The sequence below is a fragment of the Skermania sp. ID1734 genome (assembly GCF_007489285.1).
GTDB lineage: Bacteria > Actinomycetota > Actinomycetes > Mycobacteriales > Mycobacteriaceae > ID1734.
Genome location: NZ_VLIY01000003.1, coordinates 341,845 through 358,294 on the forward strand (window position 1 = coordinate 341,845; position 16,450 = coordinate 358,294).

Annotated in this window: 14 protein-coding genes; all 14 read left to right on the forward strand. The window is 68.5% G+C overall.

What is annotated here, in order from left to right; translation table 11 throughout:
* Window positions 1-114: 114 nt before the first annotated feature.
* On the forward strand, window positions 115-549 hold the full coding sequence (locus FOS14_RS05630) for an SAV_6107 family HEPN domain-containing protein (RefSeq protein ID WP_185981625.1): 435 nt from the start codon (window positions 115-117) through the stop codon (window positions 547-549).
* Between the two features lie 187 nt (window positions 550-736).
* The gene (locus FOS14_RS05635; RefSeq protein WP_143769277.1) at window positions 737-1,168 is read left to right on the forward strand and encodes a DUF3040 domain-containing protein; all 432 of its coding nucleotides are present in this window, start codon (window positions 737-739) and stop codon (window positions 1,166-1,168) included.
* Between the two features lie 422 nt (window positions 1,169-1,590).
* On the forward strand, window positions 1,591-2,022 hold the full coding sequence (gene mraZ / locus FOS14_RS05640) for a division/cell wall cluster transcriptional repressor MraZ (RefSeq protein WP_143769278.1): 432 nt from the start codon (window positions 1,591-1,593) through the stop codon (window positions 2,020-2,022).
* A gap of 163 nt (window positions 2,023-2,185) precedes the next feature.
* Window positions 2,186-3,187: a 16S rRNA (cytosine(1402)-N(4))-methyltransferase RsmH gene (gene rsmH / locus FOS14_RS05645; RefSeq protein WP_255450091.1), complete on the forward strand. Its 1,002-nt coding sequence runs from the start codon at window positions 2,186-2,188 to the stop codon at window positions 3,185-3,187.
* A complete protein-coding gene (locus FOS14_RS05650; protein WP_255450092.1) occupies window positions 3,184-4,002 on the forward strand; it encodes a hypothetical protein in 819 nt (272 codons plus the stop codon). Before rsmH ends, FOS14_RS05650 begins: the two co-directional genes overlap by 4 nt.
* A 44-nt stretch (window positions 4,003-4,046) precedes the next feature.
* Window positions 4,047-5,873: a penicillin-binding protein 2 gene (locus tag FOS14_RS05655; RefSeq protein WP_185981626.1), complete on the forward strand. Its 1,827-nt coding sequence runs from the start codon at window positions 4,047-4,049 to the stop codon at window positions 5,871-5,873.
* A gap of 148 nt (window positions 5,874-6,021) precedes the next feature.
* A complete protein-coding gene (locus FOS14_RS05660; RefSeq protein ID WP_255450093.1) occupies window positions 6,022-7,569 on the forward strand; it encodes a UDP-N-acetylmuramoyl-L-alanyl-D-glutamate--2,6-diaminopimelate ligase in 1,548 nt (515 codons plus the stop codon).
* Window positions 7,566-9,068, forward strand: coding sequence for a UDP-N-acetylmuramoyl-tripeptide--D-alanyl-D-alanine ligase (gene murF / locus FOS14_RS05665; RefSeq protein ID WP_143769280.1), 1,503 nt, complete (start codon window positions 7,566-7,568; stop codon window positions 9,066-9,068). The genes FOS14_RS05660 and murF overlap by 4 nt, the downstream gene beginning before the upstream one ends.
* The gene (gene mraY / locus FOS14_RS05670; RefSeq protein ID WP_143769281.1) at window positions 9,065-10,144 is read left to right on the forward strand and encodes a phospho-N-acetylmuramoyl-pentapeptide-transferase; all 1,080 of its coding nucleotides are present in this window, start codon (window positions 9,065-9,067) and stop codon (window positions 10,142-10,144) included. The genes murF and mraY overlap by 4 nt, the downstream gene beginning before the upstream one ends.
* A gap of 4 nt (window positions 10,145-10,148) precedes the next feature.
* Entirely contained in the window at window positions 10,149-11,597 is a 1,449-nt protein-coding gene (gene murD, locus FOS14_RS05675) for a UDP-N-acetylmuramoyl-L-alanine--D-glutamate ligase (protein WP_143769282.1), read from the forward strand.
* Entirely contained in the window at window positions 11,594-13,003 is a 1,410-nt protein-coding gene (gene ftsW / locus FOS14_RS05680; RefSeq protein WP_143769283.1) for a putative lipid II flippase FtsW, read from the forward strand. Before murD ends, ftsW begins: the two co-directional genes overlap by 4 nt.
* Before the next feature lie 6 nt (window positions 13,004-13,009).
* Complete coding sequence (gene murG / locus FOS14_RS05685) at window positions 13,010-14,152, forward strand: undecaprenyldiphospho-muramoylpentapeptide beta-N-acetylglucosaminyltransferase (protein ID WP_143769284.1); 1,143 nt, start codon at window positions 13,010-13,012, stop codon at window positions 14,150-14,152.
* Window positions 14,152-15,648, forward strand: a complete 1,497-nt coding sequence (murC, locus tag FOS14_RS05690) for a UDP-N-acetylmuramate--L-alanine ligase (RefSeq protein WP_143769285.1) — start codon at window positions 14,152-14,154, stop codon at window positions 15,646-15,648. Before murG ends, murC begins: the two co-directional genes overlap by 1 nt.
* Entirely contained in the window at window positions 15,645-16,394 is a 750-nt protein-coding gene (locus FOS14_RS05695; protein WP_255450094.1) for a cell division protein FtsQ/DivIB, read from the forward strand. Before murC ends, FOS14_RS05695 begins: the two co-directional genes overlap by 4 nt.
* Window positions 16,395-16,450: the final 56 nt, after the last annotated feature.

The following is a 16,450-nucleotide window of genomic DNA, read 5'->3' on the forward strand; positions in this document are numbered from 1 at the left end:
TTCGGTGGCCAAAACTTGTCGGTGGGCGCAGATACATTGAAGCCGTCGAATAGCTGTTCGATACAAGCTAGTGCAAATTCGAGCCGTGAGGGTGAAGTAAGGGGGCGGGAGAAGATGACAGGTCGAACCGGGCAGCAACCGAACGGGCAGGCGTGGGCCTTGTTGCAGCGCGCGGATCGGCTGTTGACGTGCGCGGCGGGCGAGGAGTCCGCACCCGAGCGATTCCGGGCGGCTTATGTGGCGGCACTGCGTGGCGCCGCGGTCGTGCTGGCCGCGGCCGGACCGGCGGCCGCGCGTAAGCGCACCCGAAACGCCTGGCGGCTGATGGCGGACATCGCGCCGGAATTCCTCATGTGGTCGCAGTACTTTGCCGACCACTCCGAGACGCGGGCGGCGCTGGAAGCAGGCATCAGCCGACCGGTCACTGCGGCTGCGGCCGACGAGTTCTATGCGAGAGTGGGGGCGTTCCTGCACGATGTGGAGGACTTCCTGCGGGATTCGGCGCGCTCTGCGTCCGGTGGCGAGGCGTCCCGGAACATCTCCGCCTAGCCGTTCAACATGGGCTTTTGTTAGTGGTGGTGGGTAAGGAACAAGGTCGCCAATGTTGACAAGTCGTATCCGGAGGAGGTGGTACGGGCTACATTCTGCTCGTATCATTGATGTTAGGTAGCCGCAAAGGTCGGCTACTCGTCGTCTAGGCGTAGACGACGACAAGCCCGAGTGCCAGGAGGGGACCGTGCCACTCTCCGAGCACGAGCAGCGGATGCTCGATCAGATCGAGAGCGCTCTCTATGCTGAGGACCCGAAATTCGCCTCGTCCGTGCGAGGCGGTCGCCTGCGCGGGGCAACCAGCCGACGGAGGCTGCAAGCCGCCGCGCTCTTTGTGGTGGGACTGGTGCTCCTGGTCGCCGGCGTTGCGCTGCCGAAGGTCGGCGGTTTCCCGATCATCAGTCTGATCGGATTCGTCGTGATGTTCGGGGCAGGCGTTCTGCTGTTGCTCGGCGGTGCTCGCGACAAGGCGCGCCGGGGTATGCCCGGAGCGCGCGGTCACGATTCACACGGAAAGCCGGGCAAGCCCGGTAGTGGCCGGGCCCGTGGACCCCGGCGCTCAGGCGGTTTCTCAGCCCGCATGGAAGACCGATTCCGGCGCCGGTTCGAGCAAGACTGACACTCTCGCTGAACGATTAGGGCACTGCACCCAGTGGGGTCGGTGCCCTTTTTTTGTGCAGTCACTTCCGTTTCGCGTCCCGTGTCGACGATTCGCGTCCTGTATTCGGGGAGCGAGGCGCGCAGACGGAACGCGAGCCCACCACGCGCCCCACTTTCCGCCACCGCGCGCCTGAAGCGACGCTCGTACACCGCTGTCCTGGGCATTTGCCGCTCAAACGACCACCACGTGGCCGCATACAGCCCGCTAGAACACGCCGAGCGCGGCCTCGCCGCCAAAAATCCCCCACCGCCCTCCACCGCTACTACCTGCGCTTTCGCATCTGCAGCGGAAAGAAACTGTCGAGTTGTGATTGAAAGTGGGGGAAAGTGGGGTAATGTGGTGCACATCGGAGAGCGATGGAGGCTCGTGGGAGGTGTCGAGTGTTTCTCGGTACCTACACGCCAAAGCTCGATGACAAGGGGCGGCTCACGCTGCCGGCCAAGTTTCGCGACGCACTGGCGGGAGGGTTGATGGTCACCAAGTGGCAGGACCACAGCCTCGCCGTCTACCCGCGGGAGGAATTCGCGAAAGTCGCCAAGCGTGCGGTGGCGGCATCGCGCACCAATCCCGAGGCTCGGGCATTCGTCCGAAACCTGGGTGCGGGTACCGATGAGCAGCATCCGGACGCGCAGGGACGCATCACGTTGTCCCCGGCGCACCGGGCGTACGCCAACTTGACCAAGGAATGCGTGGTCATCGGGTCGGTCGACTTCCTAGAAATCTGGGACAAGGCCGCCTGGGAGAGCTACCTCGCAGAGAACGAAGAGACCTATTCACAGGCCATCGACGAGTCATTGGGCGGCATCGTCTAACCGCCCAGCCGAGTCGAGTGCCGCGAGGCCTCTGCCCGGCGGACCCTGACGCACTTCCCCAGCGCCAGGTTTCGCTCGGGCAGAGACCTAGCGGTATTCGTCCATCCAGCGGGCAGCAATGTAGTGCGGCACGAGCGGCAACTGGAGCAACCGGAGGGCACTGGTGGGTAGCGACGAACCCCGCGATCCCGCTCCGAACGACGCTCGCCACATACCCGTCCTGCTGCAGCGAGCTGACGAACTACTCGGCCCGGCCATCGAGGCGGCGCAGCTACCGGTCCTCATCGACGCCACTCTGGGCTTGGGTGGGCATGCCGAACACTTCCTGCGGACCTATCCAACGTTGCGGCTGATCGGCCTCGACCGTGACCAGGAAGCACTACGTGCGACGGCGTCCCGCCTGGCGTCGTATCAAGCCCGAATCACATTGGTACACAGCACATATGACGGCATCGCCGCCGCGCTCGAACAGGCCGGATTGGCGCCGGTGGAGTCGGTGGCCGCGATCCTGTTCGATCTCGGGGTGTCGTCCATGCAGCTCGACGAGGTCGAGCGCGGGTTCGCCTACTCCGTCGACGCTCCGCTCGACATGCGAATGGATCAGACCCGCGGCGCCACGGCCGCAGACGTCCTCAACACCTACAGTCACGGCGACCTCGCGCGCATCCTCAAGACCTACGGCGAGGAGCGGTTCGCCGGACGCGTCGCCAGCGAAATCGTCAAGCGCCGCCGGGTCAAGCCGTTCACGACCAGTGCCGAGCTGGTGCAACTGCTCTACGACGTCATTCCCGCGGCGACCCGGCGCACTGGCGGGCACCCCGCCAAGCGGACCTTCCAGGCGCTGCGGGTGGAGGTCAACGGCGAGTTGGACATCCTGCGCGCCGCCATCCCGGCAGCCATCGATGCGTTGGCGCTGGGCGGTCGGGTGGTGTTCATGTCCTACCAGTCGCTCGAGGACCGGGTGGTCAAACACGAACTGGCGGCGCGGTCGGTGTCGCGCACGCCGCCGGGACTGCCCGTCGAGCTGCCCGGCATGGGCCCCGAACTGCGCCTGCTCACCCGCGGCGCGGAACGCGCATCAGAGGCAGAAATAGAGCAGAACCCGAGGTCGGCGCCGGTGCGCATGCGCGCCGCGGAACGAATTGCCAGGAGGTCGGCGGCGTGAATGTGGCAGTGAAGACCCGCAACGGGACCAAGGCCCGCAATGAGATCAAGGCCCGCAACGAGACGCCGCGGCGGGGCAAGAAGGAACACAAGCCCGCGAAAAAGCAGACAGCGCAACAGAAGGCAGCGCAACAGAAGGCAGCGCAACAGCGTCAGGGCGGCGCGCTCGCCGTGCGCAAGAAGCCAACCGAGGACGCGGCCGGCGCCAAATCCGGCGCGGCCCGGCGCGCCTACGAGCGCCGTCAGCAACGCGCGACCCTCGTACTCGGCCCCGGCGCGACGCCGGGCACGCTGCCGCGGCGAGCCAACTCGCTGGCCGCCAAAATCCCTTATGTCGCAACAATTCTGGGCCTCCTCGGGGCCGGCCTGGTGGTCACCCTGCTGCTGACCACCCGTTCGGCGGAAGATAGCTACCAACTCACCGACGCGCGCGACACCAATCAGCACCTGTCCCAGGTGAAGGCCGGTCTCGAACGCGACGTTGCCGCCGCCGATTCCGCCCCGGACCTCGCCGCACGGGCGCGCCAACTCGGAATGATCCCGGCCGTCGACCCGGCGCGGCTGGTCGTCGCGCCGGACGGATCGGTGCAGGTGGTCGGCAAGCCGGCACCGGCCCAGGGCGCGCCGGCGCCGCTGTTGAACGCATCGAATCCGTCCCTGTCGCTGTCGGAAGCGCCGACGTATGTCACGCCCCAGCCGCAGCCGACCGTCACCCGCGCCACGCCGCAAGTGACTAATGGGGCGCAAGTGAATGCTTCGGGTGAACAATTGGTGCCCATGAGCATTCCGGCGGGCACTGGGGGCCACGGGCAGTGAGTCGGGTTCCGCAGACACGACCACGCGCCAAGCGGGGTACGGCCATGCGATTCAGGCTGGGCACCGGGCGCGCGGTCATGCTGATCGCGCTGCTCGTCGCCGCAGTCCAGTTGCTGTGGGTGCAGACAGCCGCGGCGCCCAGGCTCTCGGCCGAAGCGGCCAGCCAGCGCACGGTCACCCAGATCGACCCGGCGATCCGCGGGCCGGTCGTCGACCGCAACGGCAAGGTGCTCGCCTTCACCGCCGAGGCCAAGTCGTTGACCTTCCAGCCGGTGCGGGTCCGCAAGGACCTGGCCACCGCCAAGGCCAAGGATCCAAAGGCGCCGGACCCGCAGCAGCGGCTGGCCGACATTGCCAAGTTCATCGATGAAAAGCTTTCCAGCCCGGACGCTTTCGCGAACAGGAGCTCGGCCACCCAGGACATCAGCGAAGAGAGCCTGCTCAACAAGCTGCAGAGCAACGAGACGTTCGTCTACCTCGCCCGCGGCGTGGACCCGGCGGTCGCCGCCACAATCAGCGAGAAGTACCCCGAGGTGGGCCTGGAGCGGCAGAACCTGCGCCAGTACCCGGGTGGTGCGCTGGCCGCCAACATCATCGGCGCCACCGGCTGGGACGGCCACGGGCTGCTGGGGCTCGAGTCGTCGATGGATTCCGAGCTTGCCGGCACCGACGGATCACACACCTACGACCGCGGCTCGGACGGCGCCGTCATCCCCGGCAGTTGGCGTGACGTGCAGCCGGCGGTCAACGGTTCCAAGGTCGAGCTGACCATCGATTCCGATCTGCAGTACTACGTGCAGCAGCAGGTCCAGCAGGCCAAGAACATGTCCGGCGCCAAGGACGCCTCGGCCGTGGTGCTCGACGCGCGCACCGGGCAGGTGCTGGCCATGAGCAACAACGACACCTTCAACGCGGCGCTCGGCGTCGGCAACGCGAAGAGCAACCAGCTCAACAACCTGTCGGTGACCACCCCGTACGAGCCGGGCTCGGTGAACAAGATCATCACCGCGTCGGCGGCGATCGAATACGGGGTCACCAACCCCGAGGAAGTTCTGCAGGTGCCGGGCAGTATCCGGATGGGCGGGGTCAGCGTCAGCGACGCCTGGTCGCACGGCGTCATGCCGTACACCACGACCGGTGTGTTCGGAAAGTCGTCCAATGTCGGCACGCTGATGCTGGCGCAGCGGGTGGGCCCGGATCGCTGGTGGGACACCATGAAGAAGTTCGGCCTCGGCCAGCGCACCGACGTCGGACTGCCCGGCGAGAGCTCCGGCTTCGTGCCCAGCCGCGACCAATGGTCGGGCAGCACCTTCGCGAACCTCCCTATCGGGCAGGGTCTTTCGATGACTCTGCTGCAGATGACCGGGATGTATCAGGCGATCGCCAACGACGGCGTGCGGATTCCGCCGCGGATCGTCAAGGCCACCGTCGACTCTTCCGGGCACGTGACCGACGAGCCGCAGCCGGACGGAATTCGCGTGGTCAGCGCGCAGACCGCGCAGACTGTGCGCCGCATGTTCGAGGCGGTCGTACAGCGCGACCCGATGGGATACCAGCAGGGCACCGGCACGCCGGCGGCGGTCGCGGGCTATCAGATATCCGGCAAGACCGGCACCGCGCAGCAGGTCGACCCGAAGTGCAAGTGCTACTCGAACAGCACCTACTGGATCACGTTCGCTGGCATGGCACCGGCCGACAACCCGCGGTACGTCATCGGCATCATGCTCGACGCCCCCGTTCGCGGCGTCGATGGCCGCGGCGGTGAATCAGCGGCGCCGCTGTTCCACAACATCGCGTCCTGGTTACTCCAGCGCGACAGCGTTCCGCTCTCGCCCGAGCCGGCGCCGAAGCTGATTCTGCAGGCGGACTGAGCCTTTTACGGCGCACCTCGCGCAGCGCGAGTCATGACGGCCACCACACCGGCGCTAGCAGGCATCGACCTGACGGACCGGTAACCTGACACGTTGGTTCCCTGAGACGTTGGTTCCGCCCAGCTAGCCATGCCCGGAGAGGAGTGAGGTGGTCGCGCCCATCGATCAGTCGCCCGCGCTGCGGCCGTCACACCCGCCGACGACCGATGTGCGTGCCCTAGCGTCCCAGGTCGGTGCCCGCGTCGAGGGCCCCGAATCGGCCTCGGTCAGCGGAATCGAACTGCGGGCCCAAGCCGTGCAGCAGGGCGATCTCTTCGCGGCACTGCCCGGCGCCAAGGTGCACGGCGCGCAGTTCGCGGGCGAGGCGCTCGGCAACGGCGCGGTCGCTATCTTTACCGACGCGGCCGGTGCCGCACTGATCAGTGCGGATGTGCCGGTCTTGGTGCATCCCGATCCCCGCGCGGTGCTCGGCGAGTTGTCCGCCACCATCTACGGCCACCCGTCGGAGCGGATGCAGGTGATCGGGATCACCGGAACCTCCGGCAAGACCACCACGTCCTATCTCGTCGAGGCCGCGCTGGCGGCCGCCGGGCGGCGAACGGGATTGATCGGAACCATCGAAACCCGCATGGCCGGTCGTCAGGTCCCCAGCGCGCTGACCACGCCGGAAGCCCCGAACCTGCACGCGATGTTCGCGCTCATGCTCGAGCAGGGCGTGGATTCGGTGGTGATGGAGGTGTCCAGCCACGCGCTGGCGCTCGGACGGGTGGATGGGACCAGGTTCCAGATCGGGGCGTTCACCAACCTTTCACAGGATCATCTGGACTTTCACGCCACCTTCGAGGACTATTTCGCGGCGAAGTGCCGGCTGTTCGACCCCGACTCGGCCGTGCACGCCGGCCGCGCGGTCGTGTGCGTCGACGACGAATGGGGTCGGCGGATGGCGGCGCTCGCTGCGCAACCGGCGGTCACGGTGGCCACCACCCGCGACGCCGACTGGCGGGCAACGAATGTCGCGCTGGGTGCGCTCGGCGCGCAGTCGTTCGATGCGATCGGTCCCGACGGGGCGGTGCTGCCCGTGACGCTTGGTTTGCCGGGTCGCTACAACGTCGCCAACGCGTTGCTGGCGGTCGCCGTGTGCGCCGAGGCCGGGATCGATCCGGCAATAGCGGCCGCGGCGGTGGCCGGGGTGGCGGTGCCCGGACGCGTCGAACGGGTTGACCGAGGGCAGCCGTTTCTGGCGGTTGTCGACTACGCGCACAAGCCCGCCGCCCTGGAGGCGGTGCTCGATACGTTGCGCGGCCACACCGACGGCCGAATCGCGCTGGTCGTCGGCGCGGGCGGCGACCGCGACACCGGCAAACGACCGCTCATGGGAGCGGTGGGCGCCCGCAAGGCCGACCTTTTGGTCATCACCGACGACAATCCCCGCACCGAGGTACCGGCAACGATTCGTGCCGCGCTGCGCGCGGGCGCCGAGGCAGCCACCGATGGGCGCGCCGATATTCGCGAGATCGGCGACCGCGCCGCCGCAATCGCGGCCGCGGTGGACTGGGCGGCCGCGGGCGACGTCGTGATCGTCGCAGGCAAAGGACACGAAACAGGGCAGGAGATCAACGCCGTGAAGCACCCGTTCGACGATCGGGACGTGCTCGCCCGTGCGATCGAGGCACGGTTGGCGGGTCGGACGTCATGATCGAGTTGTCGCTCGGCGAGATCGCCGACATCGTCGGTGGCACCCTGGCCGACTGCCCCGATCCCGAGGTCCGGGTGACCGGCACCGTCGAATTCGACTCGCGCAAGATCGGCTCGGGCGGGCTGTTCCTGGCGCTGCCCGGTGCGCGCGTGGACGGCCATGACCATGCCGCTGCGGCCGTCGCGGCCGGTGCCGCGGGAGTGTTGGCGGCTCGGCCGGTGGGCGTGCCCGCGATCGTCGTCGACCCGTTGCCCGCTGATCAGATCGACACGGCCGCAATGGCTTTGGAACATGACACGGACGGGTCAGGAGCGGCCGTGCTCGCCGCGCTGGCCAAGCTGGCTCGGGCGAGCGTGGACCGGCTCGCCGAAACCACCACCGTGGTGGGCGTGACCGGTTCGTCGGGCAAGACCTCCACCAAGGACCTGCTCGCTGCCGTGCTCGCGCCGCTCGGTCCGGTGGTGGCGCCACCCGGCTCGTTCAACAACGAACTCGGCCATCCCTGGACGGCGTTGCGTGCCGACGCGCAGACCAAGTTCCTGGTGCTCGAAATGTCCGCGCGCGGTATCGGCCACATCGCCGCCCTGGCCGAAACTGCGCCGCCGCGCATCGGCGTGGTCCTCAATGTCGGCACCGCCCACCTCGGTGAGTTCGGCTCCCGCGACGCGATCGCCCAGGCCAAGGGTGAATTGGTCGAGGCGCTGCCGGCTGCCGCCGACGGCGGAGTCGCGGTCCTCAACGCCGACGACCCGCTGGTGGCCGCCATGGCCGAGCGCACCCGTGCCCGCGTGGTGCTCGTCGGGCAGTCGGCAGCGGCGCAGGTGCGCGCCGAGGACGTCACGCTGGATGAGCAGGCGCGGGCGTCGTTCACCCTGGTCGCGCCCGGCGGCTCGGTGCCCGTTCGCCTCGCCGTACACGGCGAACACCAGGTCGGCAACTCGTTGTCGGCGGCGGCGGTGGCGTTGGAATGCGGCGCGACGCTCGATCAGGTCGCCACCGCCCTGGCCGGTGCCAAGGCCGCCTCGGCGCGACGGATGGACGTGCAGACCACGCCCGACGGCATCACGGTCATCAACGACAGCTACAACGCCAACCCGGACTCGATGCGGGCGGCGCTGAAGGCGCTGGCCTCCATGGCACGTGGCGAGCACGGTTCCCGGCGCACGTGGGCGGTCCTCGGAGAGATGGCCGAGCTCGGCGAGGATTCGGTGCTCGAGCACGACGCGATCGGCCGGCTCGCCGTGCGCCTCGACATCTCCCGGCTGGTGGTGGTGGGCACGTCCCGGCCGCCGCGGGCCATGCATCAGGGAGCGGTGATGGAGGGCTCCTGGGGCATCGAATCGGTGCTGATGCCCGACATCCCGGCCGCGATCGAACTGCTCGCCGGACAGGTCGCGCCCGGCGATCTGGTGCTGGTGAAGGCGTCGCAGTCAATCGGGCTGTGGCAGGTGGCCGAGACGTTACTGTCGCAGCACACGGATACGGAGGCAGCCACGTGAGACAGATTCTCTTCGCGTCTGGGATTGCCTTGGCCGTCTCCATTCTGCTCACGCCGCTGCTGATCAAGACGTTTTCCCGGCAAGGCTTCGGCCAGGAAATCCGGGTGGAGGGCCCGGCCAGCCACCAGTCCAAGCGCGGGACGCCGACCATGGGTGGCGTCGCCATTCTGGCCGGACTGTGGGCGGGCTACTGGGGTTCGCACCTGATCGGGATCATCTACGACGCCGACGGACCGTCGGTCTCCGGGCTGCTCGTGCTGGGGCTGGCCACGGCACTGGGCGGTGTCGGCTTTCTCGACGACTTCATCAAGATCCGTAAGCAGCGCAATCTGGGTCTGAACGCCACCGGGAAGTATGTCGGCCAGATCATTTCGGCGGTCATCTTCGGCGTGCTGGCCATGGGTTTTCACGGTGCCAGCGGGCTCACGCCCGGCAGCGCGCACCTGTCCTACGTCCGCGACATCACCACGGTGGCCACCGGTTCGGTCGTCTTTGTGTTGTTCGTCTGCCTGCTGGTGATCTCGTGGTCGAACTCGGTGAATCTCACCGACGGGCTGGACGGCCTGGCCGCCGGCTCGATGGGCCTCGTGCTCGGCGCCTACGTGATCATCACGTTCTGGCAGTACCGCAACGCCTGCGAGACCAGCCCGGGCCAGGGGTGTTACGACGTGCGGGATCCGCTCGACCTGGCGTTGATCTGCGGTGCCGGGGCCGGGGCGTGTATCGGATTCCTCTGGTGGAACGCCGCACCCGCGAAGATTTTCATGGGCGACACGGGCTCGCTGGCGCTGGGCGGCCTGCTTGCCGGACTGTCGATCACCACCCGCACCGAGCTGCTCATGGTGGTCATCGGTGCGCTGTTCGTCGCGGAGGCGGCGTCGGTGGTGATTCAGGTGGCGGTGTTCCGGTCGTCGCGGCGGCGGGTGTTCCGGATGGCGCCGTTCCATCACCATTTCGAACTTGCCGGGTGGGCCGAAACCACGGTGATCATCAGATTCTGGCTGCTGGCGGCGATCGCGTCCGCGGCCGGCCTGGCGTTGTTCTACAGCGAATATTTGTCGGCGATCGGCGACTGACCCGATGGGGGAGAGTCTCGCACGGCTCGCCGGCGCCCACGTGCTGGTCACCGGCTGGGGAGTGTCCGGTCGGGCGCTCATCGCGCCGTTGACCGAACTGGGTGCGGTGATCACCGTGACCGACGGCAACGCGGCGGCACTAGCCGAGGTCCGCGAACTGGGTCATGCCACCGCAACACCGGATCCAGCGGCGCTCGACGGCATCGACCTGGTCATCACCAGCCCGGGCTGGCGGCCCGAATCGCCGGTGCTCGCGGCCGCGGCGGCGCGCGGTATCCCAATCTGGGGCGATGTCGAATTCTCTTGGCGGGTGGACCAATCCGGGCTCTATGGTCCGCCGCGGCAGTGGCTGGTCGTCACCGGAACCAACGGCAAAACCACCACCACGTCGATGCTGCACGCGATCCTGCAGGCCGCCCGGATAGCGAGCGCCGCCTGCGGGAACATCGGGCTGCCGGTGCTCGACGCACTGCGCGCCGAGCCGCGGGTGCAGGCGCTCGCCGTGGAGTTGTCGTCGTTCCAGCTGCACTGGGCGCCATCGGTGCGCCCGGCCGCGGGTGTGGTGCTCAACATCGCCGAAGACCATCTGGACTGGCACGGTGGCATGGCCGGTTACGTGGCCGCCAAGGCGCGTGCGCTGACCGGTGCGGTCGGCGTCGTGGGCCTCGACGATCCGGTCGCCGCCGGTTTGCTCGCCACCGGCACGGCACGACGCATGCTCGGCTTCCGGCTCGGTGAACCCGCGCCCGGCGAACTCGGCGTGCGGTCGGGGGAGTTGGTCGACCGGGCATTCGGCGACGACGAGCCGCTGATGAGCGCTGCCCGGATCAGCCCGCCGGGTCCCGCTGGAGTCGCCGACGCGCTCGCCGCGGCGGCGCTCGCGCGCGCGATAGGCGTTGCGCCCCAAGCGGTGCGCACCGGGCTCACCGGCTACCGCGTCGGCCCGCACCGCGCGGCACTGGTCCGCGAACTCGACGGCGTGGAGTTCATTGACGATTCCAAGGCGACCAATCCGCACGCCGCTCGCTCGTCGCTTCTGGCGCACGAGCGGGTGGTGTGGCTGGCGGGCGGCCAACTCAAGGGCGCGTCGGTGGACGAGTTGATCGCCGAGATCGGCCCACGTCTGGTCGCGGCGGTGTTGATCGGCGTCGACGCCGGCCAGATTGCGCAAGCTTTGGCGCGACACGCGCCGGATGTGCCGGTGGTTGTACTACCGAGGCGTAACGATGCTGTTGTGACGAATGTGATTGATGTGGTTCACGGGACAGCAGACGACGTCATGCGCGCAGCCGTCCGGCAGGCAGCGCGGTTCAGCGGTCCCGGAGACGCGGTGGTGCTGGCGCCCGCAGCGGCCTCGCTGGACATGTTCACCAGCTACGGCCACCGCGGCGACAGCTTCGCAGCGGCCGTGGCGCAATTGAGCGCCAGCGACCTGGCCGGGCGAGCGCGGTGACCGGCAACCAGCCACGCACCTATATCGGAACGTGGCTGGCCCGCCCACTCGCGTCGTTCCACCTGATCGTCACCATCGCCACGCTGCTGACGGTGCTCGGTCTGGTCATGGTGCTTTCGGCGTCGAGTGTGGAGGCCTACACCGAAGGGCATTCCCCGTATTCGCTGTTCACCCAGCAGGCGATCTTCGCCGGCCTGGGCCTGGTGCTGTTCTACGTCGCGTTGCGGACGCCCATCCGGGCGCTGCGCAAGCTGTCGTTTCCGGCGTTTGCCGTGTCGGTGGTCGCGCTGGTGCTGGTCCTGATCCCCGGTATCGGCGTGATGGCCCAGGGCGGTCGGCGGTGGTTCTACCTGGGTCCGGTGTCGGTGCAGCCGTCGGAGGTGGCCAAGGTGACCCTCGCGCTGTGGGGGGCGCATCTACTGGCGTCTCGACAATCGCAGCGGGCCAGTCTCAAGGACATCATCGTCCCGCTGGTGCCGGCCGGGGTCGTGGTCTGCATGCTCGTCGTCTTGCAGCCGAACCTGTCCACGACCATCACCCTCGGCATCATTCTGGCGGCGCTGCTGTGGTTCGGCGGTCTGCCGCCGCGGATCTTCGCCGGCTTGATCGGCGTCGGCGGCCTGCTGGCGGCTGTGCTTGCGGTTTCGGCGGGCTACCGCTCCGCGCGGGTGCAGGCCTTCTTCAACCCGGGTTCGGACCCGCAGGGCATCGGTTATCAGGCCAGGCAGGCAATGTATTCGCTGGCCGACGGCGGGATTTGGGGCCGTGGTCTCGGTCAGAGCCGGGCCAAGTGGAATTACCTGCCCAACTCGCACAACGACTTCATCTTCGCGATCATCGGCGAGGAACTCGGCTTCCTCGGCTGCGCACTGGTGATCGGGCTGTTCGCGCTGCTGGTCTACGCGGGCCTGCGGATCGCGACCCGGTCCGTGGACCCGTTCCTGCGCCTGCTCACCGCCACCGCCACCACCTGGATCGTCATTCAGGCCTTCATCAACATCGGCTATGTGGTCGGGCTGCTGCCGGTGACCGGTCTGCAGCTGCCGTTGGTGTCGGCGGGCGGTTCATCGCTTGCCATTACCCTGTTGATGTTCGGCATCATCGCCAACGCGGCTCGGCACGAGCCGGAGGCGATCGCGGCGCTGCATGCCGGACAGGACGGTAGGTTCAGCCGACTGCTGCGGTTGCCCAAGCCCGAGCCGTATTCGCCGGCGCGGGCCCGGGCCACTCGGCCGGAGGCGACTCGCCGTGCAGCGGTACGGCAGGCACAATTGCGGCAGTCGCAAGTGCGGCGCTCGCAGGTACGGCAGGCGCAGGTGCGGCAGAGCACAGTGCACCGCGAGCCACCCCGGCGCGGTGAGCGCAGGATGTCGTATGACCGGCGGGTGAGCGGAGAGCGGAGATAAGAGAGCGTGAGTGATAAAGCTGGTGAGCTTTCGGTGATCGTTGCCGGAGGCGGCACGGCTGGCCACATCGAACCGGCGCTCGCGGTCGCCGACGCGTTGCGCCGGCTCGACCCCCAGGTACGGGTTACCGCGCTCGGCACCGAACGCGGGCTGGAGACCAAGCTCGTGCCCGAGCGTGGCTATCCCCTCGAGCTGATTCCGCCGGTTCCGCTGCCGCGTAAGCCCACGCTCGATCTGCTGCGCTTGCCCGCACGGGTGCGGGCGGCGGTGCGGCGCAGCCGGGCGGTCATCGACAAAACGAACGCCGACGTGATCGTCGGCTTCGGCGGATATGTTGCGCTGCCCGCGTATTTGGCCGCGGGGCCGGGCCTTGCCCGGCGGCGACGTGCCGTGCCGGTGGTGGTGCACGAGGCCAACGCCAAGGCCGGCATCGCCAACAAGATCGGTGCCCGCCGCGCCGCGCGGGTGCTGGCCGCCGTCGCGAACTCCGGCATTCACGCGCCGAAGACGGCCGATGCCGAACTCGTCGGCATCCCGGTGCGGTCCTCCATCACCGGCCTGGACCGGGAGGCATTTCGGGCCGGCGCGCGCAGCCACTTCGGTCTGCCGCCCGACGGTCCGGTGCTCTTGGTGTTCGGCGGTTCGCAGGGTGCCCGCTCGCTCAACGAAGCCGTCTCGGGTGCGGCGAAAGCGCTTACGGCAGCGGGTATTTCGGTGCTGCACGCGCACGGCCCGAAGAACACCCTCGACCTGCCGGCCGACATCAATTCGGGCGCGGCCCGCTATGTGGCCGTGCCGTATCTCAAGCGCATGGACCTGGCGTATGCGGCCGCCGACGCCGCGATCTGCCGGGCGGGCGCGATGACTGTCGCCGAGGTGTCGGCCGTCGGGTTGCCTGCGCTGTACGTGCCGCTGCCGCACGGCAACGGCGAACAGGAGCTCAATGCCCGGCCGGTGGTCGCCCAGGGCGGCGGCCGACTCGTCGCCGATGCGGACCTCACCCCCGACTTCATCGAGCAGAACGTGGTGAGTTGGCTGACCGATCGCGAGGGTCTCGAGCAAATGGGGGAGGCCGCGGCCGACGCCGGGCATCGCGACGCCGCGCTGGAGGTGGCGCGCATCGTCCTCGACGTGGCGAGACAGGGCTGATGATGAGCCTTCCCCCCGAACTCGAACGCGTGCACATGGTGGGCATCGGCGGTGCCGGCATGTCCGGCATCGCGCGCATCCTGCTGGCCCGCGGCGGTCAGGTGTCCGGTTCCGACGCCAAGGAAGGCCGGGGCGTCCTCGCTCTGCGTGCCCGCGGCGCGGTGGTACGCATTGGTCACGACGCCAGCGCGCTGGATCTGCTTCCCGGCGGGCCTACCTGCGTGGTGACCACCCAGGCCGCGATCCCGAAGGACAACCCGGAGTTGGTGGCCGCCCGTGAGCGCGGCATCCCGGTGGTGTTGCGCCCGGCCGTGCTCGCCGCGTTGATGCGCGGCAGCCGCACGCTGCTGGTGACCGGCACGCACGGCAAGACGTCGACGACGTCGATGCTGGTGGTGGCGCTGCAGCACTGCGGCTACGACCCGTCGTTCGCGGTGGGTGGCGAGCTCAACGAGGCCGGCACCAACGCCCACCACGGCACCGGAGATATTTTCGTCGCGGAGGCGGACGAGAGCGACGGCTCACTGCTGCAATACGACCCGACGGTCATCGTGGTGACCAACGTCGAGTCGGATCATCTCGACTTTTTCGGCAGCATCGAGGCGTATGTGCAGGTCTTCGACGACTTCGCCGACCGGCTCTCGCCGGCGGGCGGGCTGCTCGTGGTGTGTCTCGACGATCCCGGCTCGGCCGCCCTGGCCAAGCGCGTGGTCGAGCGCAAGCTGCCCGGCGTTCGCGTCCTGGGCTACTGCTCTGGCGAGCCCGGTGCGCCCGATGAGGTCGACGGCGTGCCGATCGGCGCCTGGCTGCACAGCTGGGAACCGCGCGATGTCGGGGGAGCTGCGCAGTTCCAGCTTTCCGGGGAGTCGGCGCCGCGCGCGCTGCGGCTGTCGGTGCCCGGTCGGCACATGGCACTGAACGCGCTGGCTGCGATTCTTTCTGCCCGTGACGTCGGCGCCGACGTCGATGAGGTGCTCGAGGGCCTGGCCGGTTTCGGCGGGGTCCATCGCCGCTTTCAGTTCACCGGCCGCGAGCACGGCGTGCGGGTGTTCGACGATTACGCGCACCACCCGACCGAGGTCCGGGCGGTGCTGGGGGCGGCCGCCGAACTGGTGACGCAGGAAGCCAAGGACGGTGCGAGGTCGCGGCGCGGCAACGTGATCGTGGTGTTCCAGCCGCACCTGTACAGCCGCACGGCCACCTTTGCCGACGAGTTCGCCTCGGCACTGGACCTGGCCGACGAGGTGATCGTGCTCGACGTCTACGGCGCCCGCGAAACACCATTGCCCGGGGTGAGCGGCGCACTGGTCGCTCGCTCGGTCACCAAACCGGTGCACTACCAGCCCGATCTGTCCCGGGTGGCTCGCCAGGTGGCCGGCCTGAGCAAACCGGGCGACGTCATCATCACCATGGGCGCAGGGGACGTGACCATGCTCGGCAGTCAGATCCTCGACAGCTTGCGGTCGCGGCCGGTACACGGGCGGCAACGCGTGTGACCGGCGTGGAATCGCGCCACAGTGACCGAGCCGCCGAGCGGGTCGGGAGCAGACGCCGCGACCGGCATGACCGTCAGGTCAAGCGGTCGCGGCTACGCGTGCTGCTGTGGTCGCTGCTGGTGATTGTCCTGCTGGTTGCCCTCGTGGTGGTCGCCTGGTTCACGCCGGTGCTGTCGGTCCGCAAGATCGCGGTGACCGGAAACACCGCGGTGCCCACCGAGCAGGTACTGGACACGCTGAAAATCCCCAAGGGCCAGCCGCTGTTACGCGTCGACACCGAGGCCGCGGCGCATCGGGTCGCGCAGATTCCGCGGGTCGCCAAGGTCCGGGTGCAGCGCGAATTCCCGTCGACAATCAAGGTGACGGTCACCGAGCGCACGCCGGCGGTCTTCTTCGATTCGCCGCAGGGCCCGCATCTGGTCGACATCGAGGGCGTGGACTTCGCCATCGGCCCGCCGCCGCCCGGAGTGCCGCGGCTGAAGGTGGATTCGCCGGGTCCAAACGACCCGAAAACCAAAGCGGCGCTGACAGTTCTGCAGGCGCTGCCGGTGTTGTTGCGCGGGCAGGTGAGCGAAATCTCGGTCCCGTCACTTTCGGCCGTGCAGGTGTCGCTGGCCGATGGCCGCGTCATCGCCTGGGGCAGCAGCGCCGATTCCGACCGGAAGGCGCAGGTCGTGGCGCCGTTGCTGACACAGCCGGGACGGGTCTACGACGTGTCGAGTCCCGATCTGCCCACCATCAAGTAGCAGCACCACAATCCCGCGCAAAGAATCTGCGCGTCTTTCGGCGCGCCTGCGTGCGC